This is a genomic window from Mesorhizobium sp. B2-7-3, from assembly GCF_006440715.1.
GTDB classification, from domain to species: domain Bacteria; phylum Pseudomonadota; class Alphaproteobacteria; order Rhizobiales; family Rhizobiaceae; genus Mesorhizobium; species Mesorhizobium australicum.
The window spans coordinates 380,518-404,263 of sequence record NZ_VFTY01000006.1; the positions used below are offsets into that span (position 1 = coordinate 380,518).

General features: G+C 62.2%; 25 protein-coding genes. 18 read left to right on the plus strand and 7 right to left on the minus strand.

The annotated features are described in order from the left end of the window. Nucleotides 1-157 precede the first annotated feature (157 nt). The 3 genes from FJW04_RS16655 to FJW04_RS16665 all read right to left on the minus strand — a co-directional run bounded on the left by FJW04_RS16655 (nt 158) and on the right by FJW04_RS16665 (nt 1,116). Complete coding sequence (locus FJW04_RS16655) at nt 158-376, minus strand: hypothetical protein (RefSeq protein ID WP_140715361.1); 219 nt, start codon at nt 374-376, stop codon at nt 158-160. Nucleotides 377-628: 252 nt separating this feature from the next. After that, a complete protein-coding gene (locus tag FJW04_RS16660; RefSeq protein WP_015319135.1) occupies nt 629-853 on the minus strand; it encodes a hypothetical protein in 225 nt (74 codons plus the stop codon). Next, on the minus strand, nt 850-1,116 hold the full coding sequence (locus FJW04_RS16665; RefSeq protein ID WP_015319136.1) for a hypothetical protein: 267 nt from the start codon (nt 1,114-1,116) through the stop codon (nt 850-852). Before FJW04_RS16665 ends, FJW04_RS16660 begins: the two co-directional genes overlap by 4 nt. A 355-nt stretch (nt 1,117-1,471) precedes the next feature. Between FJW04_RS16665 and FJW04_RS16670 the strand changes: the two genes are divergently transcribed. From FJW04_RS16670 to FJW04_RS16680, 3 genes are all read left to right on the plus strand, one after another. After that, nucleotides 1,472-2,257, plus strand: coding sequence for an SDR family NAD(P)-dependent oxidoreductase (locus FJW04_RS16670; RefSeq protein WP_140715363.1), 786 nt, complete (start codon nt 1,472-1,474; stop codon nt 2,255-2,257). 126 nt (nt 2,258-2,383) lie between these two features. Further along, nucleotides 2,384-3,562, plus strand: a complete 1,179-nt coding sequence (locus FJW04_RS16675) for a zinc-dependent alcohol dehydrogenase (RefSeq protein ID WP_140617532.1) — start codon at nt 2,384-2,386, stop codon at nt 3,560-3,562. 126 nt (nt 3,563-3,688) lie between these two features. Next, nucleotides 3,689-3,928: a hypothetical protein gene (locus tag FJW04_RS16680; protein ID WP_015319139.1), complete on the plus strand. Its 240-nt coding sequence runs from the start codon at nt 3,689-3,691 to the stop codon at nt 3,926-3,928. 23 nt (nt 3,929-3,951) lie between these two features. On the opposite strand, the gene FJW04_RS16685 is transcribed toward FJW04_RS16680, so the two are convergent. After that, entirely contained in the window at nt 3,952-4,323 is a 372-nt protein-coding gene (locus FJW04_RS16685) for a response regulator (protein WP_015319140.1), read from the minus strand. Then, nucleotides 4,320-7,430 carry a CheR family methyltransferase gene (locus FJW04_RS16690; protein ID WP_140617533.1) on the minus strand — a complete coding sequence of 1,037 codons (3,111 nt, stop codon included), beginning with the start codon at nt 7,428-7,430 and terminating at the stop codon, nt 4,320-4,322. The genes FJW04_RS16685 and FJW04_RS16690 overlap by 4 nt, the downstream gene beginning before the upstream one ends. An 83-nt stretch (nt 7,431-7,513) precedes the next feature. Here FJW04_RS16690 and FJW04_RS16695 point away from each other — a divergent pair, with 83 nt between their 5' ends. Together FJW04_RS16695 and FJW04_RS16700 are read left to right on the plus strand one after the other, a co-directional pair. After that, complete coding sequence (locus FJW04_RS16695) at nt 7,514-7,756, plus strand: hypothetical protein (RefSeq protein ID WP_140617534.1); 243 nt, start codon at nt 7,514-7,516, stop codon at nt 7,754-7,756. Nucleotides 7,757-7,760: 4 nt separating this feature from the next. Next, nucleotides 7,761-8,357: a response regulator gene (locus FJW04_RS16700; RefSeq protein WP_015319142.1), complete on the plus strand. Its 597-nt coding sequence runs from the start codon at nt 7,761-7,763 to the stop codon at nt 8,355-8,357. Between the two features lie 147 nt (nt 8,358-8,504). Here FJW04_RS16700 and FJW04_RS16705 read toward each other — a convergent pair whose 3' ends face one another. After that, nucleotides 8,505-8,777: a hypothetical protein gene (locus FJW04_RS16705; protein WP_015319143.1), complete on the minus strand. Its 273-nt coding sequence runs from the start codon at nt 8,775-8,777 to the stop codon at nt 8,505-8,507. A 214-nt stretch (nt 8,778-8,991) separates the two neighbouring features. Between FJW04_RS16705 and FJW04_RS16710 the strand changes: the two genes are divergently transcribed. The 9 genes from FJW04_RS16710 to FJW04_RS16750 all read left to right on the plus strand — a co-directional run bounded on the left by FJW04_RS16710 (nt 8,992) and on the right by FJW04_RS16750 (nt 18,223). Next, a complete protein-coding gene (locus FJW04_RS16710; RefSeq protein ID WP_140715366.1) occupies nt 8,992-10,098 on the plus strand; it encodes an NAD-dependent epimerase/dehydratase family protein in 1,107 nt (368 codons plus the stop codon). Continuing rightward, nucleotides 10,095-11,174: an NAD-dependent epimerase/dehydratase family protein gene (locus FJW04_RS16715; protein WP_140715368.1), complete on the plus strand. Its 1,080-nt coding sequence runs from the start codon at nt 10,095-10,097 to the stop codon at nt 11,172-11,174. Before FJW04_RS16710 ends, FJW04_RS16715 begins: the two co-directional genes overlap by 4 nt. Continuing rightward, nucleotides 11,171-12,463, plus strand: a complete 1,293-nt coding sequence (locus FJW04_RS16720) for a TIGR04295 family B12-binding domain-containing radical SAM protein (RefSeq protein WP_140715370.1) — start codon at nt 11,171-11,173, stop codon at nt 12,461-12,463. Before FJW04_RS16715 ends, FJW04_RS16720 begins: the two co-directional genes overlap by 4 nt. After that, nucleotides 12,448-13,548: a glycosyltransferase family 4 protein gene (locus tag FJW04_RS16725; RefSeq protein WP_140715372.1), complete on the plus strand. Its 1,101-nt coding sequence runs from the start codon at nt 12,448-12,450 to the stop codon at nt 13,546-13,548. The genes FJW04_RS16720 and FJW04_RS16725 overlap by 16 nt, the downstream gene beginning before the upstream one ends. A gap of 2 nt (nt 13,549-13,550) precedes the next feature. After that, nucleotides 13,551-14,681: a glycosyltransferase gene (locus tag FJW04_RS16730; RefSeq protein ID WP_140715374.1), complete on the plus strand. Its 1,131-nt coding sequence runs from the start codon at nt 13,551-13,553 to the stop codon at nt 14,679-14,681. After that, nucleotides 14,678-15,772 (plus strand): glycosyltransferase, encoded by a 1,095-nt coding sequence (locus tag FJW04_RS16735; RefSeq protein WP_140715377.1) that lies wholly within the window; start codon nt 14,678-14,680, stop codon nt 15,770-15,772. Before FJW04_RS16730 ends, FJW04_RS16735 begins: the two co-directional genes overlap by 4 nt. After that, nucleotides 15,769-16,872, plus strand: coding sequence for a glycosyltransferase (locus FJW04_RS16740; RefSeq protein ID WP_140715380.1), 1,104 nt, complete (start codon nt 15,769-15,771; stop codon nt 16,870-16,872). Before FJW04_RS16735 ends, FJW04_RS16740 begins: the two co-directional genes overlap by 4 nt. A gap of 23 nt (nt 16,873-16,895) precedes the next feature. Further along, nucleotides 16,896-17,942: a UDP-glucuronic acid decarboxylase family protein gene (locus tag FJW04_RS16745; protein ID WP_140715382.1), complete on the plus strand. Its 1,047-nt coding sequence runs from the start codon at nt 16,896-16,898 to the stop codon at nt 17,940-17,942. An 80-nt stretch (nt 17,943-18,022) separates the two neighbouring features. Beyond that, nucleotides 18,023-18,223: a hypothetical protein gene (locus tag FJW04_RS16750; RefSeq protein WP_015319152.1), complete on the plus strand. Its 201-nt coding sequence runs from the start codon at nt 18,023-18,025 to the stop codon at nt 18,221-18,223. Nucleotides 18,224-18,229: 6 nt separating this feature from the next. Here FJW04_RS16750 and FJW04_RS16755 read toward each other — a convergent pair whose 3' ends face one another. After that, complete coding sequence (locus tag FJW04_RS16755) at nt 18,230-19,975, minus strand: hypothetical protein (RefSeq protein ID WP_140715384.1); 1,746 nt, start codon at nt 19,973-19,975, stop codon at nt 18,230-18,232. Nucleotides 19,976-20,131: 156 nt separating this feature from the next. On the opposite strand from FJW04_RS16755, the gene FJW04_RS16760 reads away from it, so the two are divergent. From FJW04_RS16760 to FJW04_RS16775, 4 genes are read left to right on the plus strand one after another with little or no spacing between them, the layout of a single operon-like run. Then, nucleotides 20,132-21,235, plus strand: a complete 1,104-nt coding sequence (locus FJW04_RS16760) for an inositol-3-phosphate synthase (protein ID WP_140715386.1) — start codon at nt 20,132-20,134, stop codon at nt 21,233-21,235. Further along, on the plus strand, nt 21,232-21,828 hold the full coding sequence (locus FJW04_RS16765) for a histidine phosphatase family protein (RefSeq protein ID WP_140715387.1): 597 nt from the start codon (nt 21,232-21,234) through the stop codon (nt 21,826-21,828). The genes FJW04_RS16760 and FJW04_RS16765 overlap by 4 nt, the downstream gene beginning before the upstream one ends. Nucleotides 21,829-21,842: 14 nt before the next feature. Next, complete coding sequence (locus FJW04_RS16770; protein WP_015319156.1) at nt 21,843-22,943, plus strand: glycosyltransferase; 1,101 nt, start codon at nt 21,843-21,845, stop codon at nt 22,941-22,943. Further along, the gene (locus tag FJW04_RS16775; RefSeq protein WP_140715389.1) at nt 22,943-23,746 is read left to right on the plus strand and encodes a sugar phosphate nucleotidyltransferase; all 804 of its coding nucleotides are present in this window, start codon (nt 22,943-22,945) and stop codon (nt 23,744-23,746) included. Before FJW04_RS16770 ends, FJW04_RS16775 begins: the two co-directional genes overlap by 1 nt.

Genomic DNA, 23,746 nt, shown 5'->3' on the forward strand with positions numbered 1-23,746 from the left:
AAGCGCGATGGCAGAGCCAGTCGGGAAACCAGCGACCAACCAGGCCGGGAGCAGAAGGAACGTCAGGCACAACACGGTGGAGGACAGACAACGCCCTCGGCTGAAATTAAAGACGGCGCCACTGGTGACCAAGTTGCGGCTGTTGGCGAGCCGAGAATCACTGCTGCCCCGGCATCTCGGTATTTTCCTTGGGGTCTTTCTTGACCCCTGCAGCCGGTGAGGTGTCCGCCGGAGCGTTGCCGCCCTGGTTCTGCTCAGGCGCTCGTTTCAGGGGCGAGGTGCGCCACCCCACATCGACGTAGAGAAAGCCGATCAGGAAACCGACGATGATGACAACGGCTATCACCAGCGAGAGTAGTGCGTTGCGTCGTTCCATCCTGCGGCTCCCTTCGCCTGCCGAACAGCCAATGACGAAAATAGTTCCACAGCCAGGTGGCACCGGTGCCGGGCGCCGGGCGTCCCACAGCAGCGTGGCAACCGCAACGGATCGAGCGCGACCGGGTCGCGCCAGCGCCGTGCGCCCTTGCTGTTGCGATCATATCGAAACCAGACGCGGCGTCACTTTGCAACTCATGCGCGTCTCACGATTCTCGCCGGCGTCACTACCCGGGCAAGCAACGGCAAAACCCTAACCACCAGATGGCTTCGGTGATGCCGGCTGTGTCGGCTGCGTGCCTTGCTGGTCCCCGCCGGTGCTGGACTGCGGTGTCGGATTGGTATCCGTCGTTGGATTCTTGTTCACCGGCTGGCTGTTCATCGTATCCGTCTTGGATTTGACGGGGTCGGCATTGTTGTTGCACGCCGCCAGGGCGAGCAACGCCGATGCCGACCAAATCAACCACATCGCTTTCATACTGACTTTTCCTGGATGAGTTCGGGTGAAGCAACCTGCAAGGGACCTATTCGATCGAACCGGATGGAAAGCCCTTGTTTGACGGCACTTTTAGCCAGCAAATGATCCAGCTCGCTATCGTCGATGGGGCTGCGAACCAGCTGACGAATGGCCTTGCACGCCAACTCGGTCGAGACGAAGTCATATCTCCTGCTTCTGGCGGATACATATTGTTCGACCAGCATCTTCACGCGCCTGAGCGCGATTTCATCGGCATATTGCATTTTCGTTTCTCCTGCGCGCCGAACTGCCGAGTGTGTGGGTTGTTCCCAGCTGAACTCGAAACACGACCGCCAAGCTCATGAGAAAGCCCGCGCCTCCCGGCCGGGGAGCGCGCGGGCTGATCAGGCTGAGGGGAACCCGATCGCGCGGCGCCAAACAAGGGGAGCGACGACGCCGCACGACACCGAACCTGGATCGGCCTCAGTTGTTCCACTTCGTCATCTTCGCGTTGTTCGTGCCTGAACGCGCCAAGGGGGTCGACTGGCATGGCCCTTCGGCAGCCCGGCATTCGATCCGGTCCACGCGGAACAATCAGGGACCCCGCTGGTTCGGCCGGAACGAACTTCGGAGGACATGATGACCAACGCAAAGCTGGCCGTGGTGACGGGCGCATCGAGCGGCATCGGGAGGGAACTTGCCAAACTATGCGCCAAGGACGGCTATAACCTGGTCATAGCCGCCGACGAGCCCGCGGTCCAACAGGCGGCCGAGGCTCTGGCTTCGCATGATGTGACCGTTGAAGCCGTCGAGGCAGATCTGGCATCCGTCGAAGGCGTCGATCAACTCATTGCGCGGGTCGGCGATCGCGACATCGACCTTCTGTTCCTGAACGCCGGACGCGGCCTCGGCGACGGCTTTCTCGACCAGGACTGGCAGAAGGTTCGCCGGGTCATCGACACCAACATCACCGGCACGGTCTACCTTGCGCATGAGCTCGGCGCCAGGATGGCACGCCGCGGCCGTGGCCGAATTCTGTTCACCGGATCGATTGCCGGCTTCATGCCCGGCACTTTCCAGGCCGTCTACAACGGCACCAAGGCGTTCATCGATTCCTTCTCGATCGCGCTGCGCCATGAGATGCGGGACACCGGCGTCACAGTCACGGTGCTGATGCCAGGGGCGACGCAGACGCGGTTCTTCGAACGCGCCGAAATGATGGATACCAAGGTCGGCACCGACGAGAAGGACGATCCGGCAGATGTCGCCAGAACCGGTTATGAGGCGATGATGGCGGGAGAGGAACAAGTGATCAGCGGCTGGAAGAACAAGCTGCAGGTCGCCGCCGCGCATATCACTCCGGCAGGTACGCTGGCCGAACAGCACCGCAAAATGGCCGAGCCGGGTTCAGCGTCCAGGGACTGATCTCTTCCTGTCTGCGGACGCAGACCCTTTGCGAGTATCGCAAGGTAATCGTCGGTGGCGCCCACTTCGGCTGAATGAAAGCTGCATTTGCCGATACCTCAAAATAGTCAACGCAGGAGCAACAGGATGAAAGCCCTCACATGGCACGGCAAAGGCGATATACGCTGCGATCAGGTGCAGGATCCGGCCATCGAGGATGACCGTGACGTCATCATCAAGGTCACCTGCTGCGCCATTTGCGGCTCGGACCTGCATCTGATGGACGGCTACATGCCGACCATGGAATCGGGCGACGTGCTTGGACACGAGACCATGGGAGAGGTCGTGGAGGTCGGCCGCGGTCATTCCAAGTTCAAGAAGGGCGACCGCATCGTGGTGCCGTTCAACATTTCGTGCGGCGAATGCTGGTTTTGCCAGAAGGGGCTGTTCTCGCTTTGCGACCGGTCCAATCCCAATGCCAAGCAAGCGGCCGAGGTGATGGGACAATCGCCGGCCGGCCTGTTCGGCTATTCGCATCTGGTTGGCGGCTATTGGGGCGGCCAGGCCGAATATCTGCGCGTACCATTCGCCGATGTCGGCCCGATCAAGGTGCCGGAAGGCATGGATGACGAGCAGGTGCTGTTTCTTTCCGACATCTTTCCGACCGGCTACATGGCAGCGGAAAACGCCGGCATCGAGCCCGGCGACACGGTCGCGATCTGGGGCTGCGGTCCGGTCGGCCAGTTCGCCATCCAGAGCGCATGGATGCTCGGCGCCGGTCGCGTCATCGCGATCGACAAGGTTCCGGAACGACTGGCCATGGCTCGCGAACATGGCAAGGCCGAGACACTCGATTTCAGCAATTCAAATATCTACGACGCCCTGATGGCGATGACCGATGGCCGAGGGCCGGATCGCTGCATCGATTGCGTGGGTACCGAAGCCGATGCCGGCGCCAGTGCAGACTCCATGCTCGACAAGGTCAAGGCGGCTGCCTTCCTCGGCACCGACAGGCCACATGTGCTGCGCGAAGCAATCTACTGTTGCCGCAAGGGCGGCACCATTTCGATCCCCGGCGTGTATATCGGCCTCGTCGATCATATCCCCTTTGGCGCCGCGATGAACAAGGGCCTGACGTTCCGTATGGGCCAGACCCACACGCAGCGGTATCTCGAACCGCTTTTGGCCAAGGTCCAGACCGGCGAGATCGACCCGTCCTTCGTGATCACGCACAGGGCCGGCCTTGAAGCCGGGCCCGATCTCTACAAGACGTTTCGCGACAAGCAGGACGGCTGCATCAAGGTGGTCATGCGGCCGCATGGGTGAGCCGTTCATCGGCACGAGAACCGTTTCGTCTTCGCTCGTGCCTTCCCCTTCATGGCGCCGTCGCGGTCGCGGAACTTTCAATCGTGCCGATGATTGAAATCGTTTCGTGCAAGGAAAGGAACCATCATGGCCAAGGAAGATTCTGCCTCGAAACCCGCCGTCCGGTCACCCAACGCCGAGGGCCTGCCGCACCCAAGGAGGGATGCCAGCGACACGGATGCCGGTGCAAAACCGCTGACGCCAAAGACCGCGGGCGCGTCGCGCCCGTCAAGCGTTCCATTGGACAATCCGGTCGCCAACCGAAATGCCGGTCGGCCACGCCAGGCGAGCACCACGCCCCGGCCCACCGACAAGCCGCTGGATTGATCGCGACAGGCTAGCTCTTTGGATCACGGTTTCTTGGCGCGAAGCGATGCCAGGTCGGCCACGGCAGTGAGGATGGCCGCTTCGCTTGCGGGTTTTGCCACGAATTTGCAGTTTCGGAACCGGGCGGGAAGATCGCCCCGCCCATATCCCGTTACGAACGCGAAAGGAGTGCCGCGAGTCAGCAATATCTCCGCGATCGGCAGGCTCGTTTCGGCGTTCAGTTGAACGTCCAGCAACGCCATGTCGACCTTATCGGCCTCGACCAGCCGAAGTGCTGCGGCAACGGACGAAACAGGCCCGACCACGGGATAGCCCGCCGCACGCAGATCAGACGCGACGTCCTCCGCGATCAGCCACTCGTCCTCAACCACCAGAACGCGCGGTCTGTCGCTCACGGCGCGTCCTTGTGGTTTGCCGAAAAAGCGATCTGGACCTCAAGACCTTCCTTGTGGAAGGAGGTGTCGACCTGGCCCCCGAGCCTGTAGCCGATTTCCCCCTTCAACAGGTTCAGGCCAAAGCCGTTGTTCAACGGCTCCTTGACCGGAGGGCCGTCCTTTTCGCGCCAGCCAAGCGTGAAATTATCGCCGTCCATCGCCCATCTGACACCAATCCTGCCTCGAGGCTTGGACAGGGCGCCATACTTGGCCGCGTTGGTTGCCAGTTCATGGATGGCCATACTGAGGGAAAGCCCCTGTTGCGGGCCGAGTCTAACGTCGTCGCCATCGAGTTCGATCCGTTCGATGCCGAACGGCTCGAGTTCCTGGTGGAGCAGTTCCTTGACCGAAGCTTCTTTCCACCTCTCGCGGGTCAGCAGTCCGTAGGCCCGGGACATGGCATGCAACCGGCCGATCAAGGCCTCCGCGAACTCTTCTTTCGTATCCGAACTGTCCCGCGTCCGGTTGGCGATGCTGGCGATCACCGCCAGCATGTTCTTGACGCGATGGTTGAGCTCCGAGATGAGCACCTGCTGATGCTCTTCCGCCCGCGCCAGGGTGGTGACGTCGACCAGTGTCACCACGACGCCCTGTATCCTGTTGCCCTTGTCCCGATAGGGATTGATGCGGACCATGTGAAACAGGCCCCTGGAATCGCGCGCAAGATGGTGGTTCAGGGTCTCGCCTGTCTCGAACACCTTGTCGATGTGCTGCTTCAACTCGGGATAATCGAGTTGGCTCGACAGATCCGTCAGCGGTCGGCCGACGTCGGAGGGGCGCAGACTGAAGAAGGATGAGGCCGCCGGCGTGAAGGTCCGCACCACAAGACTGCGGTCGAGAAAAATGGTCGCGATGTCGGTGCTTTCGAACAGATTGCGCAGATCGCTGTTGGCGTGATCGAGCTCTTCTATCTTGCTGGTCAACTCCGCGTTGATCGTGTTGAGCTCTTCGTTGAGCGACTGCATCTCTTCCTTGGACGCTTCAAGTTCCTCGTTGGTGGATTGCGCCTCTTCGTTGACGGAGACGAGTTCCTCGTTCGACGATTTCACCTCTTCGAGGGCCGTCTCGTATTCCTCTATGGTGGATTGAAGGCGCTCTCTTGTGTCGCGCAGTTCCCGCTCAAGATCGGCGGTGCTGTCGCTGTCACGGCCGCCCCCGTCCTCATCGGATCGGGCCTGGGTCGGGCCCGACGGCTCGAAGAGGACAAGGTAAAGCGGCTCACCATTGCCCCTCTCGGCCAGGGGTTCGATGGTCAGCCTGATCGGTTGGACGCGTTCGTCGTCTTCCTCGACGGCGAGATTGTCCCGCACAACAGTGCGGCGTGTCGTCGTCGCCTCCCTCAATGCGGCGCGCAGGTCCAGGCGAAGCCCGCGGCGCGCCATCGTCAGCAACTGCCGGCTGGGGATGCCTTGCGGCGCTTCGAGGTATCTTCCGGTCCTCGCCGAATAGTAGACGACGTCGCCTTCGGCGTTGACGAGGACATGCGGCGGCGCGAACCGCTCCAGCACCTGCGCCTCGACAGCCTGGCGCAGCGGATAGCCGACCGTGCCCTTCTTTAAGCCGGCGGTTTCGGCGGGAAAGACGCCGGAATGGACATCCCCGATCAGCGCCGGCAGCCTGATATGTGGCGAGGCATGCTCCCGTGCTTGGAAGAGGCGATGTTTCTTGTCGACGGTGGCGAACAGATTTTCGTGCTGCCCGACGCTTTCGGACGTGCCGAGGAAAAGATAGCCACCCGGCTTCAGCGAATAGTGGAAGACAGGAAGAACGCGGCTTTGAATGGCTGGGCCGAAATAGATCAGCAGATTGCGGCACGAAACCAGATCCATGCGCGAGAAGGGCGGATCGCGGATGACGCTGTGCGGCGAGAAGATGCACAGTTCCCGGATCTCGTTGCTGATGACGTAGCTTTCGCCATCGCCGTTGAAAAACCGCTGTTTGCGCTCCGGGGAAAGACCCTGCATCAAGGCCTCGGGATAGCGTGCGGCGCGCGCCACGGCCAGGGCCGGCTCGTCTATGTCGGTGGCGAATATCTGGACGCGCGGAACGGCTGAAAGCGTTTCCATGTGTTCACGCAGCAGGATGCCGATGGAGAACACCTCCTCGCCGGTGGCGCAGCCGGGAACCCAGACCCTGACCGTATCGGTCGCGGTCTTGCCCTCGAACAGCCGCGGGATGATCTTTTGCTCCAGCAATTCGAAGGCATCGGGATCGCGGAAGAAGTTGGTGACATTGATCAGCAGATCGCGAAACAGGTTCATCACCTCGCGAGGGTCCTTCTTCAGCCAGTCGATATAGCCATTGATGGACTGTATCTGGGCGATCTGCATGCGCCGCTTGATGCGGCGCAGGAATGTCTTGGTTTTATAGCCTGAAAAGTCGTGGCCGGAGTGGCTGCGCAAAATGCCGTATATCTGTTCGCGGACCTTATCTATGTCGGCCGCATGGTCGTCCTCTTCGTTCTTCAGCCCGTCCAGCGTGTCGAAGCCCCTGGCGTAAGCCTCGAGCTTCGCCCCAATCTCCTCGGCGGGCACGGCAACATCGATGAGCCCGCTGGCAATGGCGCTCTGCGGCATGTCGGGGTTGCGCGGACCGTAGCCGTCCGGCGCTTGCGCGACGGTGAGCCCGCCCCGCTCCTTGATCGCCTTCACGCCCAGGGTGCCATCGGAATCACCGCCCGACAGAATCACGCCGACCGAGTATTCGCCCTGGTCGTCGGCCAGTGCGCTGAAGAAGATATCGACAGGTTTGCGCTCCTGGGTAAGCCCATTGGGGCGCCGCAGGTGCAGCACGCCATTCTCGATGACCAGAGTGACGTTTTCCGGCATCACATAGACGTGGTCGGGTTCGACGGCCACGCCGTCCTCGACCACCACGACAGGCATGGCGGTGTAGCGGTCGATGACCTCGTGCAGCAGGCTGTTGCGCTTGGGACTGAGGTGCGTGATGATCACGAACGCCATGCCGGGCCGGTCGGTGATGCCCTTGAAAAGCCCTTCCATTGCGGGAATGCCACCAGCGGACGCACCGATGCCGACGATGGGGAACTTGATTGATCGGGCTGTCACGGCTTGTCCCCCTTTCGCCCGACCGACATGAAGCCTCTCAACGTCGGATCGGACAGGACACAACCATATAGCGCGCAGGGAGGATGGAACAAGTCAGCAAGGATGACGTTGAACCCGATATCCATGGTGGTTCAATGACAAAACGCTCTGCTGGCCTGAAACTCCTGGCGCCAATGGTGCCGGGGGCGCCTGAATTAATCGAAGGTCTCGATGGGCCCATCCCGGATCGCATGCTGGTGCTTGCGAAACGGTTGCAAGCGGCGCTGGATGACAGGAAAGTGGAAGTGCCTTCTTTGCATCCTAAACTCCGTTCGAAGAAAGGATGACGACGTGCGCGATCTGCGGGGGTTGCATCTTCTGATTGTCGAAGACGAATGGTCGATGGCTGGAGATCTTGCGAGGTTTTTCAGCAACATGGGTGCTATCATTCTCGGGCCCGCCGCTACCGTCGAGCAGGCGTCTGAACATACCGATCAAGCCGAAGCTGCAATCCTGGACGTCAATCTCAACGGCCGACGTGTGTTTCCGATCGCCGACAAGTTGATGCGCCGCGGTATCCCCTTCGTATTCTTCAGCGGCGACAACGACATCGCCATCCCCGAGCATCTCCGTTACGCCAGCAATTTGCGGAAATCCTCGGGCAGCAAGGCTGTGTTCAATGCCCTTTTTCCGCCGCAGGCATCCGAACAAGCGGACATCTCCGTGCCCTCCCCGCCAGACGACGTTTTCACCCTTTTGCCCAAACTGCGCCTCGCGGCGCGTCTTCTGCTGGGAGACGTCAACGCATCGGACCGGCTGGTCGAGAGGACACTCGAGCAAGCGATCCGGGACGTCGACCACCGGCAGCTTGGCCAGTCCACCGAAAACTGGCTCAACGACGTCATGCGAGAGGTGGCCAAAGCCCGCGGCGCAAAGCTGATGCATTGAATTCTCCTGGGCCGAGGCCAAGGCGCTTCCCTTGGGGGTTGCTGGATCACCTTTCTGGATCAGCGCCCGAAGCAATAGGGCAGTCGATTGTTCCAGCGACTTTCGGGATTTTCTGGGGCCCGCTGCATCGGCCGCCAGCCAGCCCTCTCAACCCTTGCGATCGCGCTCGACGAATTTATTAAAACGGCTGGATTTTCCGTCGCTGGTCTTGGCCTGATAAAGGAAGGCGAGATCGTTCTCGTCGAATATCCGGAAGAACTCGTCCCAATCGATGGGGTCGAATGCTTCCTCGGGCTCGCCAAAGTCGATCCGCAGGATGCCGCCCTCGCCCTTGGTGCGGACCACCGCCGGCCGGCCCTGCCGCTCCTCGGCCCATTTGCGAATTTCATCGTGATTGGTGGTTGTCTGGGACTGCGACATTGAAATCTCCCTTGATCATCGGCTCGCTTTTCGGCGTCACGGCGGCTGTCGAGCGCCCTAACAGCATACCGGCGGCAATGTTCCCGCATCGCGGGCCGATGGTGTTGCGCTTGCTTTCAGGCGAAGCCCGCGAAGGGAACTTTGTTGAAGCACAGGGAACAAACCTTTTGCCGAAAAGTTCGGGGCGCCGAGGTCACTTGTCCGAGGAGTCGTCGTGAAACGCATATTGGTTACAGGAGGCTGCGGCTTCATCGGCCGCCACGTCACACAAGAACTCATCGCTCAGGATTATTCAGTTCGCATTCTCGACGCCCTGCTGGAGCAGGTGCATGCGGGTGAAGCGGTCGCGCTTCCCGCAGGTGCCGAACTGATCAAGGGCGACATTCGCGACCGCGAAGCCGTTGCCGAGGCGCTGGAAGGCGTCGACGCCGTCATTCATCTGGCATCGGAAGTCGGCGTCGGACAATCAATGTACGAGATCGCGCGCTATGTCGGCACCAACGATCTCGGCACGGCGACATTGCTTGAAGCGCTGATCAAGCATCCGGTCGAACGGATCGTCGTCGCCTCCTCGATGAGCGTCTATGGCGAGGGCCTCTATGCCACGCCCGACGGCCGGCGCATCGACAATGCAAGGCGCAAGTCAAGCGACATCAAAAGCGGACAGTGGAATCCGCTGTCGCCGGAAGGCGACCCCCTTTCGCCGCTGCCGACGGATGAAGAAAAGCCGGTCGACCTCGCCTCGATCTACGCGCTGACGAAATATGCCCAGGAACGCGCCGTGCTGATCTTTGGCGAAGCGTACAACATCGATGCGGTCGCGTTGCGCCTGTTCAATGTCTTCGGTGCCGGCCAGGCGCTATCAAATCCCTATACCGGCGTGCTGGCCAATTTCGCTTCACGTCTCGCCAATGGCCAACGGCCGATGATCTTCGAGGATGGCGAACAGAAGCGCGATTTCGTTCATGTGCATGACGTCGCCCGCGCCTTTCGCCTTGCGCTGCAGCAACGTCAGGCAAAGGGCCACGTCATCAACATCGGCAGCGGCCGCGCCTATGCGATCAGCGAAGTCGCGCGATTGCTGGCCGAAGCCATGGGAACCCCGAACCGTTCGCCCGAGCTGCTCGGCAAGGCGCGCTCCGGCGACATTCGCAACTGCTTCGCCGATATCTCCAAGGCTCGTGAGCTGCTCGGTTTCGAACCCGGCCTGCAATTGGAGAACTCTCTCGGGGATTTCGTTTCCTGGGTGCGCAACACGGCCGCCGTTGATCGCGGCGCCGAAATGAAGCGCGAACTCGAAGAGCGCGGGTTGGTGTCATGAGCCCGGGCGCACGCAACCGACGCGAAGCGCCGGTCGCCATCGTCGGCGGCAGCGGCTTCATAGGATCAAACCTGGCCGACAGCCTGTTGTCGGATGGCGAGCCAGTGCTGGTGGTCGACAATCTCAGCCGTCCCGGCGTCGAACAGAACCTGCAATGGCTCGCACAGAAACACGGTGGCCGCCTAACGGTCGAGACCATCGATGTGCGGGACGCCAATGCCTTGGCGCCGGCCCTGATGAGATGCAAGGCGATTTTCCATCTCGCCGCGCAGACGGCCGTCACCACGAGCCTGGTCCGGCCGGACGAGGATTTCGACATCAATCTTCGCGGCACGTTCAACGTGCTGGAAGCGGCGCGGCTGAGCGGCGAGCGCATCCCAGTGATTTTCGCCAGCACCAACAAGGTTTACGGCAGCCTCCCCGACGTCGCGGTTCGCGCGGACGACGACCGCTACATACCTTGCGATAGCGCGATCCAGGCCGGCGGGATCGATGAGGCTCGCGGCCTCGATTTCTGCACACCCTATGGCTGCTCCAAGGGCGCGGCGGACCAATATGTGCTCGATTATGCCAAGTCCTACGGCATGCCGACGGCGGTGCTGCGGATGAGCTGCATCTACGGACCGCGCCAGTTTGGAACCGAGGACCAGGGTTGGGTAGCGCACTTCCTGCTCAGCGCCCTGACGGGACGGGAAATCACCATCTATGGCGACGGCAGGCAGGTGCGCGACATCCTGCACGTCTCCGATGCGGTCGCCGCCTACAGGGCCGTGCTGGACCATATCGAGCTCACCAAGGGCCAGGCATTCAATCTTGGCGGCGGACCTGAAAACGCGCTCAGCCTGCGTATGCTGTTGAGCGAGATCCGCAGCTTGACCGGTCGCGAGCTCTCGGTCCGCCATGATGGGGAACGGACCGGCGACCAGCCCTTCTTCGTCGCCGATACCCGCAAGATCGAAACCGCGCTTGGCTGGAAGGCGCAGGTTGCGTGGCGCGAGGGCATTCGCGATCTCGCCGACTGGCTGCAGCGCCACCGGCTTGAGCCCCGCCCCGAAGCCGTGAGGTACGTCGCATGAGAATAGCCCTGGTCAACCCGTCCTGGACATATGACGACAGCATCTATTTCGGCTGCCGCCAACCGCATCTGCCCCTGGAACTCGGCTATTCGAAAGCCCTGCTCGAGGCGGCCGGCCATGAGGTGCTGATGCTGGACGGACAATTGCAGAAGCTCGATAATTCCGGGCTCTGCAAACGCGTGGTTGATTTCGCGCCGGCAATGACGGTTGTCAGCACCGCGCCGACCTATCTGTTCTGGCGCTGCGCACCGCCGGAATTGCGGGTGCCGGCCGATTTCCTCAATCGCCTGGCCGGGCGTGGCGGACGCACGGTCGCGGTCGGGCCACATGGTTCGGCGACGCCGGCGCCGACCTTGCGCAAGCTGGGCGTCGACATTGTCGTGCGCGGCGAATGCGAGGAAGTCGTCGCGGAACTTGCACGACGCGACGATTGGAGCGCGGTACCCTCAACCGCCTATCTGCGGGACTCCAAGCTGGTGTCGAACGGCGGCGTCCATTCCAGTTCGTTTGTCGATCACCCGCCGCTGGAATGGCCATCCGACTGGATTGCCGCCCATTCGCATCACCATCACCGGTTCGATGACCAACAGCTTGGATTCGGCGCCGAGGTCGAGGCGTCGCGCGGCTGTCCCTACAATTGCAGCTTCTGCGCCAAGATCGATTTCCGCGATGCCTATCGCCGCCGCAACCACGAAGCGGTGGTGACTGAAATCGATAGGCTGATCGCCCAGGGTGTCGGCTACATCTACTTCATCGACGAAATCTTCCTGCCCCAAAAAGCGTTGCTGGAGGCGTTGGTCGGCCGCGATGTGAAATTCGGCGTCCAGACCCGCATCGATCTGTGGAAACCCGAGCTGCTGGAACTGCTGGGCGCGGCAGGCTGCGTGTCCATCGAAGCCGGCCTCGAAAGCCTGACGGTGGAAGGGCGGGCCATGCTGGCGAAGCGCTGCCGGCTGGGCACCGAGGAGCTTGCCGCGCTGCTGGTCAAGGCCAGACGCCACGTTCCCTTCGTCCAGGCCAATCTGATCGGCGTCGTCGAGGACGATCCTGCCCTTGTCGATCACTGGCGAGCCCACCTGATCGACAATGGCGTGTGGGCCAATGAACCCGTGCCGCTGTATCCATATCCGAGTTCGCCCAGCTATCGCGAGCTTTGGGGCGAACCCGACGACCTCGCCTGGGAGCGCGCCCATGATCATTACCTCGCATCGTTCCAGAAGTTCAGCGACATCCAGGAAAAGCGCCCGCGCCCGCTGGCGGAACTGGAGGCGGCATGTTGCGGACACTGACGCCACGCAAGCGCCGCATCCTGATGACCGTCGACGCCATGGGCGGAGTATGGCGCTATGCGCTTGATCTCGGCCGGGAACTGGTCAATGGCGGCGACAGCGTTGTGTTCGCCGGGCTGGGGCCGCACCCATCCAGGCAACAGGCCGAAGAGGCACGGTCCTTCGCGACGCTCATCTGGTTGAATACGCCACTGGACTGGATGACCCGCAGCGCCGGCGAGCTCGACCGTCTGCCGCTGGAATTGCGTGCGCCGATACGCGACTACGCCATCGACCTTGTCCATCTCAACGGACCGACGCAGGCGGTGGGGTTGGACGCGCCTTGCCCAGTCATAGCCGTCTCGCATTCATGCGTGACGACATGGTTCCATTCCGTGAAGGGACAGGCGTTGGACAGCGCATGGAGCTGGCAGAAAGAGCGCAACAGGCGCGGCTTCGACAGGGCCGACGCAGTCATCGCTCCAAGCCGCAGCCATGCCGAGATGCTCGAGACCTGCTATGGCCCGATCGCACGCCTTCACGTCGTCGGAAATGCCGCACGCCCCGTCCCGACAGCAGAAACCCGCCAGCCGCTCGTCTTCGCCGCCGCCCGCTGGTGGGACGAGGGAAAGAATGTGGCGGTGGTCGACCAGGCCGCCTCGTTGACGCAATGGCCTCTCTTTACAGCCGGTTCGCTTCACGGCCCGAACGGCGAGCGCGCCACCGTCAACCATGCCGTTCCCCTCGGAGCACTGCCGCATGGCGAGGTGCGCTCCCTGATGGCCCGCGCCGGTATTTTCGTGTCCCCGTCGCTCTACGAACCGTTCGGTCTGGCGGCTCTGGAAGCGGCCATGTCGGCAACGCCCCTGGTGCTCTCGGACATCCCGACCTATCGCGAGTTATGGGACGGGGCCGCGATGTTCTTTGACGGTCGCGACCCGCATGATCTTGCAGCCTGCATCAATCGTCTTTCCAGCGATGCGGGGCATAGGCGAGAGCTCGGCCACGCCGCCCTCCGCCGAAGCCGCAGGTTCACTCTGGCGAGACAGGCAGCGGCCATGCGCGATGTCTACGAAAAGGCGGCGCTGGCCGTGGCGGAGCGCTGATCATGCGCTTCTTGTTCTACACTCACTCGCTCGTCTCCGACTGGAACCACGGCAATGCCCATTTCCTTCGCGGCGTTATGCGCGAACTGGTGGCGCGCCGGCATCAGGCCATCGCTCTGGAGCCGGCGGACGGCTGGAGCCGATCGAACCTACTGGCCGAGAGGGGATCCTTCGCGATCGAACGTTTTCGCAAGGATTTCCCCGAATTGATGCCGGTGACCTACGATGCCGGGTTCGACCATGAAGCCTGGATCGCCGAGGCCGACGTGGTGATCGTCCACGAATGGACCGACCCGGAGCTTGTCGCTCGCATCGGCCGTGCCCGGGCCGATGGCGGCAAATTCACCTTGCTGTTTCACGACACCCATCACCGCGCCGTGTCGGCCACCGAGGCAATCTCGGCGCTCCGCCTGGAACATTATGATGGCGTTCTCGCCTTTGGCGAAGCGCTGCGCGAGAGCTATCTGCGCGCCGGGTGGGGCAAGCGTGTCTTCACCTGGCATGAAGCGGCGGACGATCGGCTGTTCAAACCGCACCCGGAAATCCACGCGACGTCCGACCTGGTCTGGATCGGAAACTGGGGCGACGACGAGCGGACGGCCGAAATCCAGGAGTTCCTGATCGAACCCGTGCGCGATCTCAGTCTTCAGGCCACTGTTCACGGTGTCCGCTATCCCGAGCCGGCACTTGCCGAACTGGCCGCCGCGGGTCTGCGCTACGAAGGGTGGATCGCCAATGCCGACGTGCCGAAGGCGTTCGCCGCGCATCGTGTCACCGTGCACATCCCGCGGCGTCCTTATCGTCAAGGCTTGCCGGGAATTCCGACGATCCGCATGTTCGAGGCACTTGCCTGCGGCATCCCGCTGATTTCAGCGCCTTGGTCCGATGTCGAGCAGCTTTTCAGGCCCGGCATCGACTTCCTGTTTGCCGAGGATGGATCGCAAATGCGGCAACACCTCCAAGCGGTGTTGGCCGATCCCGATTTTGCGGCCTCCCTGGTGACCTCGGGTCTTGAGACCATCCGCTCGCGGCACACCTGCCGTCACCGCGTCGACGAGTTGTTCGACGTGCTCTGGCAATGCACGACCCTGCACACCGCCGAGCTGACCGCCGCAAAGGAAGCCGCAGCATGAAGATCGCATTCTATGGATCGAGCCTTTTGTCGTCCTACTGGAACGGCGCCGCGACCTATTACCGAGGATTGCTGAAGGCGCTTTCGCAACTGGGCTACGAAATCACCTTCTACGAACCTGACGTTTATGACCGGCAGAAGAACCGTGACATCGAGGCGCCGGACTGGTGCTCTGTCGTCGTCTACGAGGCAACCCACCATGCCCTGATGCAGGTGGCGGCGCGTGCCGCCGAGGCCGATATCGTCGTCAAGGCGAGTGGCGTCGGCTTCGAGGACGAGGCGCTGCTTCGCGCCGTGCTCGACCACGCCCGCAGCGATGCGCTCATCGTATTCTGGGACGTCGACGCGCCGGCCACACTCGCCCAACTGCGCGACGAGCCGGACCACCCGCTGCATCGTGCGCTGCAAGAAATCGACCTTGTGCTGACCTATGGCGGCGGCGATCCCGTAGTCTGGGCCTATCGTGCCATGGGCGCGAACGAGTGCGTGCCAATCTACAATGCGCTCGATCCCGAAACGCACCACCCGGTCGCCAGCAATGCGCGTTTTGCCTGCGACCTGGCGTTCCTCGGAAACAGGCTGCCGGATCGTGAAGCGCGTGTCGGATCGTTCTTCCTCGATCCCGCGGCCCAGCTGCCGCAACAACGTTTTCTGCTCGGCGGATCTGGGTGGGGCGACAAGCCGCTCCCCGCCAATGTCGGCTGGCTCGGCCATGTCGGCACCCGCGATCACAACGCCTTCAATGTCACGCCAAAGGCGGTGCTGAACATCAGCCGCGACAGTATGGCCGCGAACGGTTTTTCACCCGCCACGCGTGTCTTCGAGGCGGCCGGCGCCGGCGCCTGCCTGATCACCGATGCCTGGCTCGGCGTCGAGCTGTTCCTGAAACCCGACGAGGAGATCCTTGTGGCGCGCGACGGCGGCGATGTCGCCGAAATCATGCAGGCGCTGACTCCCGTCCGGGCAAAGGCGATCGGCCAGGCCGCACTTCGACGCGTTCTCGCCGATCATACTTACGCATTGCGGGCGGCCGTGGCTGATGCGGTCTTCAAACGGCATTTGACGCACGGGACCGTGGAGGCAGCCGAATGACCAGGCAGTTGGACATCGTCTTTCTCGGCCTGTCGCTTTCCTCGTCCTGGGGAAACGGCCATGCCACCACTTTTCGAGGTCTGTTGAAAGGCCTCCACCAACTCGGCCATCGCGTAACTTTTCTGGAGCGCGATGTGCCATGGTACGCCAATCACCGCGATTTGCGCGATCCGGATTTCTGCGCCTTGCGCTACTACGAAACCGTGCAGGAACTGCAACGCGACTACGCGCGGTGTCTGCAACAGGCCGATGTCGTGGTGATCGGCTCCTTCGTACCGGAAGGGCGCGCGGTGATCGACACCGTCGCTTCACTTTGCAAAGGACAACTCTGCTTTTACGACATCGACACGCCGGTGACCCTGGCGAAGCTGTCGGCGGACGATTGCGATTATCTGAGCTGGCGCCAGATCCCCTACTTCGACATCTATTTCTCTTTTGCCGGCGGCCCGATGCTTGCCGATCTGACGCAGACCTTCGGCGCACGCCGCGCCGAGCCGCTCTACTGTTCGGTCGATCCGGAACGGCATCACCGCACCGCCGATCCGATCGGCTGGGATCTCGGTTATCTCGGCACCTACAGCGCCGACCGGCAAGCCACGCTCAACGCGCTTCTGCTCGAGCCTGCACGGCGCATGCCGGATCGGCGTTTCGTCGTGGCCGGCTCGCAATATCCGTCCGACATCGACTGGCCCGACAATGTCGAGCGCATCGAACACTTGCCGCCGGCCGATCATGCCGCATTCTATAGCCGTCAGCGCTACACCCTGAACGTCACACGCAGTTCCATGATTGCCGCGGGATGGTCGCCCAGCGTGCGCCTTTTCGAAGCCGCGGCTTGCGGCACGCCGATCATCAGCGACCGCTGGCCAGGCCTCGACAGCTTCTTTCCCGCATCGACGATCCACACGGCCAGGATGGCGGACGAGGTCGTCGCGATCCTGTCCCGGGAATCGGCTCGTACACGTCTCGCGATGGCCGACCGGGCACGCGAACTCGTCCTTGCCTCCCACACCGGTGCGGCCAGGGCTCGCGAATTCATCACGGCGCTTACGCAAAAGGGGGCGGTGGTCCTCGATCTCGATATCGGAAGTGCAGCATGACTGGCAGACAGGAGAAAATCGCGATGCGACAAACAAAAAAAGCGCAAAGGGCAAAGACGGTGCTCGTCGCCGGTGGCGCGGGCTTCCTCGGTTCGCATCTTTGCGAAGCATTGTTACGCGATGGCTGGCGTGTGATCTGCGCCGACAATTTTCTTACCGGTCGCATGGAGAACATCAACGCGATCATGGACCAGCCGGGTTTCCGGTTGATCGAGCAGGATATCTGCCGTCCATTGGAGCTTGGCGAGCCGGTGGATCGCATTTTCAACATGGCCTGCGCCGCCTCGCCGCCGCGTTACCAGGCCGATCCGATCCACACCACGCGAACCTGCGTCATCGGAACGTTGAACCTGCTCGAACTCGCCGCCCGCAACGACGCGCGATTGCTGCAGGCCTCCACGAGTGAAGTGTATGGCGATCCGGAGCAACATCCGCAGAGGGAAGATTATGTCGGCCATGTGAACTGCACCGGCCCACGCGCCTGCTACGACGAAGGCAAACGCACCGCCGAAACACTTTGCTTCGACTATCTGCGAGCCGGCAAGGCCGACGTTCGTGTCGCGCGTATCTTCAACACCTACGGGCCGAGAATGGATCCGGCGGACGGCCGCATCGTCTCGAACCTGATCATGCAGGCGCTCGAGAAGCGCCCGCTGACGATTTTCGGCGACGGCATGCAGACGCGATCCTTCTGCTACGTCTCCGATCTGATCGATGGGTTGATGGGCCTTATGGATATCAATCCCAATCCGGGCAAGCCCGTCAATCTGGGCAACCCCGGCGAATTCACCATCGTGCGACTGGCGGCATTGGTGAAGGCCATGACCGGCACCAAATCGGACATGACGTTCCTGCCGCTGCCGCAGGACGATCCTCGACGCCGGCAGCCCGACATCTCGCGCGCAAAAGCGCTGCTCGGCTGGACGCCAAGAGTGCCTCTCAACGAGGGGCTCGCGCGGACGATCAGCTATTTCGCCATGCTTGAAGGCGGCTCGATCGGCGCTCAAATGGCAGGACGGTCCACAAGGGCGAGACCCACGTCAGGCGGGCTGCAGAACCTCCCTGCCTGATGCCGGACCGCGGTCACATCTTCGCATCGATTCCCGCGGGAACATCCAGGCAAGCTTTTGGTTTGACAGGAGGACCACATATGGAGGACCTCCTCATGCACCCCAAGCGATCTCGGACCGATATCGACAAGATGGCGGAACGAGAGACGGCTGCGTATTTGCGGCGAGCCTCAATCACCTATCTGGAGTGCTGTGTCAGCCTGATGATGACGCATCTGCAGCGGGAGGAGGTGGCCAGTATTCTCGAGCAGGAAGCAGACATGCTGCGCAGGCTGGATTGACGCAGACTAATCGGCCCTGGCCTGGCCCAGGAACCGTGTCAGCCCTGCCTCATATCGGTTTGCCGTCTCCTCCAGCCTTGCTCTTTCCCAGCCATTCTCGGATTGGGCGGCCATGCTCCACAGCCCGAGCTGAAACGCCAAATAGCAAGGTTTGAAATAATCGATGAGCCTGGCGTCGATGCGGCTATCCATGCCGCCGATCAACGTCGTCGCCTCGGCTTCGGACAAGTCATGTTCTACGCAGGCGCCGGCAATATCCCATTCTATCGGCTGGCAGCCGATCAGATCGTGTCCTCGGCAATGGTCGACTGCATCCGTCTTAATCAGCGTACCATCGGAACCGACCAGAAACTCCCAGGGGTGAAGCCTGCCGTCGATCTCGACCCGTTCCAACACCTTTGCGGGCGTCTGCTTCGAGAACCAGGTCCGCAGTCTAGCCGCCTGGCTTTCGCCCAAAGCTTCGGAAGCATTGTGAACCGCCATCTCCGCGAGGGCGAGCAATGATGCGCCGGCTTCGCAGGTCCGCAGATTGGTCGCACGCCAGGCCAGATAGCGTGTGAACGCCGCGACAAGTCTCTGCCTGGACAGCGGCAGCTGATCCATCGTGGTTCCGTCGGTCCACCGTTCGACCAGAAAACCGTGGCAGACCCCGATGACTTGCGGTCCGAATCCGGCTTGATGCAACATCCTGGCGGCTTGCATCTTGCGCAGCCCGGTTTCGCCGAGGCCGACAAATTTGACAAGCCAGCGGTCTTGACCCGCGGAGGCCAGGAACTTTCGCCGTTCGGTGCCGCGTGTGCTCGGTGGCCAGCGCTTTTCGTCGGCGTAGTGAAGAGAGCGCCACGCGCCCCCGGATATTTCGGTCAAGCGCAATTTCGGACTGCCGACCGCCTCGGCTACCCAATCGCGCAGCGTTGGACTTTGCGAGCTTTCGGGAAAGGTGCGTTCGAACGTTATCGCCACATGTTTGCGGCAGCGCACCCATGTCTCCCGAATATCCGGCGACGCTTCGGCGCCCGGATCGCCCGAATGGCTGGGGAACAGGTGAATGCGGTCCGTATCGATGCCCTGTTTTCTCAGCCACGCGACGACGGCGTGGACCGAACTTCCCGACAGGCCGGGACCTTCGTCGACGACCGCGAAACGAGCCGACGGCTCGTTCCTCCAGGCCGCGACCAAACGCGGATCGGCATTGAGGCGCCGATCGAAAGGATGCCCGATCGGGCGCACGCTAATGGGCGCCGGCGCACCGATCGCGGCCGCCACCATGGCCGCGAGCCCCAGGCCGATGCTGCGGATGCCGATCACGCATGTGTTCGCATCGAGACCTGATACCTGCGCCGCGCCGAGATAACTCTCTGGATAAAGCGCATAATGCGCGTAGCCCTCGGACGAGCCGGTCAAAACCTCTGCCTTGCAATCGAGTGCGGTCAGCATTTGGAGAAGTCGCGGGTCGATGCCACCGTCCACAGCGAACCCGCTTCGCCACGACCTCGCCACCTCTGCCGCAAGCCCGACCAGTAGCCTGGCGCCTTGCCGTTGCGAAGGCGAATTGGTGTCGACGCCCCGGGCCTTGAAGTCGACATCCGCGAGCCCTTGGACCAGTTCCGACACGCTGACGAACAGCCCGACCAATGCGGCATGGCGCCGGATGCCGCAAGGCATGCGATCGAGGCCTTGGGCCATTTCGATCGCCGCCTCCTGAAGCTGTCGTGCATTCTCGGTCCGCTTGTGGTCGCCGTAGACGATCATTGGTCGATTTCCGGTGCTTGCCGTGCGGGCAACGCGGCGCGCGCGGCTTCGATCCATGCTGCTTCGCGCAATTTTTGACCAAGCCAAGGAACATTCCGGCACGGTGGCGGTTCGGCGCAAGGAACTTACCTTTGAACAGCATAGGGCGGCAGTTTCGTGGGATCGAAAAAAGTTCGTGTTGGTATCGTTGGAGTGGGCAATTGCGCGTCCTCCCTGGTGCAGGGCCTCGCCTATTATCGTCATGCCAAAAGCAACGAACCGATCCCGGGGCTCATGCATGCCGATCTCGGTGGCTATCACGTCGACGACATCGAAATTGTCTGTGCGTTCGATGTCGCCAGAAGCAAGGTCGGCCGTGACGTCGCGGATGCGATCTACGCTCCCCCCAACAACACGTTCCGCTTTGCCGACGCGCCGACGACCGGCGTTCTCGTCGAACGCGGGCCGACGCTTGACGGGATCGGCAAATATCTGCGCGACGAAATCGAAGAAGCGCCCGGACCGGTTGCCAATGTCAGCGAGATCCTGCGCGACAGCGGAGCCGATGTGTTGGTCTCCTACCTGCCGGTGGGTTCGGAAGAGGCGACGCACTTCTACGCTGAATGCGCGCTCGAGGCCGGCTGTGCCTTCGTCAATTGCATACCGGTCTTCATCGCCTCGCGTCCGGAATGGCGCCGGCGCTTCGAGCAACGCGGGCTGCCGCTGGTCGGCGACGACATCAAGAGCCAGGTCGGCGCCACCATCGTGCACCGGTTGCTGGCCAATCTCTTTCGCGAGCGCGGCGTGCGCATCGATCGCACCTATCAGCTGAATTTCGGCGGCAACACCGATTTTCTCAACATGCTCGAACGCGAGCGGCTGGAATCGAAGAAGATCTCCAAGACGCAATCGGTAACCAGCCAGCTCGATGTTCCCCTGGAGCCGGGCAACATCCATGTCGGCCCCAGCGACCACGTGCCTTGGCTCACCGACCGCAAATGGGCCTACATCCGCGTCGAAGGCACGACCTTCGGCGGCGTGCCGCTGAATGCCGAGCTCAAGCTGGAAGTGTGGGATTCGCCCAATTCAGCCGGCGTGGTGATCGATGCGGTGCGCTGCGCCAAGCTCGCGCTCGACCGCGGCATTGCCGGGGCGCTGACGGGTCCTTGCAGCTATTTCATGAAATCGCCACCCGAACAGTTCACCGACGCCGAAGCGCGCCAGCGCACGCTCGCTTTCATCGCCGGTAAGGACGAGCCATTGCTGGATGCCGCGGAATGACGACGACGTTCTTTTTGATCCGCCATGCGGCGCACGACAATGTCGGCTCGTACCTTGCGGGCCGCATGGCCGGCGTATGTCTCGGCGAGGCCGGCAAGGCTCAAGCCGAGCAGCTTGGCGGCCGCATGGCCCGTGAGACGATTGCAGCCATTCTATGCAGCCCGCGCGAGCGCACGCAGGAGACGGCGGTTCCGATCGCTCTCGCTTGCGGTGTCGGCGAAATCGCGATCCGCGCCGAACTCGACGAGATCGACTTCGGCGACTGGTCGGGGAAGACTTTCGACGAATTGAACGGCGATGCCAGTTGGCGCGCGTGGAACGATCAGCGGCAGGAGGCCAGGACACCGAGCGGCGAAACCATGCTGGATGTCCAGCAGCGCATCGTCTCGCTGATGAACGGCGTCCGCGAGCAGCATCAGAACCAATGTGTCGCCCTGATCAGCCACGCCGATGTGATCAAGGCCGCCGTCTGCAAGGTGCTTGGCTTGCCGGTAGGCGACTGCTTTCGCTTCGACATCGATCCCGCCTCGATCACGACGATCGTATCGGGCGACTGGGGCTCGAAGCTCCTGCGATTGAACGAAGCTGCCTGACGAGGAAATTCCCCATGCGGATGGTCATTTTCGGTCTTACCGTCACGTCTTCATGGGGAAACGGCCATGCCACGCTGTGGCGTGGGCTGATCCGCGCCCTCGCCCGGCTGGGCTGGTCGATCACCTTTTTCGAACGCGACACCCCCTATTATGCCGGGACCCGCGATCTGGATCAGCTCGATGGAGGCAACGTCGTCATCTATCCGGACTGGGAGGACATCCGCCGCGTCGCGGAACGGGCGATGAAGCAAGCGGATGTCGTGGTCGTCACCTCTTATTGTCCGGACGCCGTCGAGGCTTCGCGCCTCGCGCAGCAGGCATGCCGCGGACTGCGTGTCTTTTACGATCTCGATACTCCAGTCACGCTTGCCCGCGTCGAACAAGGTGAGCGTCCGCCCTATTTCGGACCTGAAGGCCTTGCCGACTACGATCTCGTCCTGAGCTACACCGGCGGCCCGGCGATCGAGGCGCTGAAGGCGGTGCTGGGCGCGCGCCAGGTGATGCCGCTCTATGGGCATGTCGATCCGGATCAGCACCGGCCGGCAGAGAAGCGGGCCGAATTCGCCGGTGATCTGTCCTATCTCGGAACCTACGCGGCGGATCGCCAGGCCGGCGTCGAAAAGCTTCTGGTTCGCCCGGCCGCGCGCCTGCCCGACCAGCGCTTTATCATCGGCGGCGCACAATATCCGCAGGAATTCCCATGGAGCGACAACATCTTCTTCGTCAGGCATCTGCCACCCGCCGACCATCCGGCGTTCTTCTCCTCGTCGCGGCTGACACTGAACGTCACCCGCGAAGCGATGGCGCAAAAGGGCTGGTGCCCCTCGGGACGGCTCTTCGAAGCGGCCGCGTGTGGAGCTGCCATCGTCACCGACGCATGGCCAGGCCTCGCGGAATTTTTCGAACCCGGCCGCGAAGTGCTGTTGGCGCGCGATACGGAAGATGTGGTCGCGGCACTGCAATTGCCGGAGTTCGAACTCGACGGCATTCGAAGGCGAGCCCGCGAGCGGGTCTTGGGCGAGCACACTTCCGCCAAACGCGCAGCGGAACTGGACAAAATCCTGGCCGATGCCTTGCGAAACCCAGTCGGCGAACCGATGAAGGAAGCAGTCTGATGTTGGGCATCGTGCCCGCTGCCGGACGCGGCAGCCGCATTCAACCGCTCGGCTTCTCGAAGGAGTTGCTGCCGGTCGGCAGCAGGATCGACGGACAGACCGAACGTCCCTGCGCCGTGAGCGAGTATCTGGTACGGCGCATGGTCCAGGCCGGCGTCGACAAGATTTGCTTCATCATCGGATCGGGCAAATCCGACATCCTCGAATATTATGCCGCCGGCTACGGTGAGGCGGCAGCGCTCTTCGTGGTGCAGCCTCAACCCGTCGGTCTCTGCGATGCGATTTTCCGGGCAGCGCCCCTCGTCGCGCCCGACGAGGTCGTCCTCGTCGGGCTTCCAGATACGATCTGGTTTCCCGAGGACGGCTTCTGTCGCTTGCCTGACGATCAGCTTTCTTTTCTGCTCTTCCCGGTGGATAGCCCGGAATTCTTCGACGCCGTCGTTACCGATGATGAGGAGCGGGTGATCGAAATCCAGGTCAAGCGGCAGGACGCCGCCACGAACTGGGTTTGGGGTGCGTTCAAGATGCCCGGCCATATCCTGCATCGGCTTGCGGCACTCTGGCGCGAGCGGGATGGTCGTGACGAATATATCGGCACGTTGATCAACGCCTACCTTGCGGGCGGGGGTGTGGCCTATGGTGTCAAGGCAGGGTCCGCTTATGTCGATGTCGGTACATTCAATGGGTATCGCACAGCTCTGCGGTTGCTTGAAAACGGCGTCCCGTCAGCTCATCACCAGCCCGCAACGATCATGCCCGGCGCGCATTCGCATGTGCCTGTCGTTCCGGGTGAAGGAGCCTGA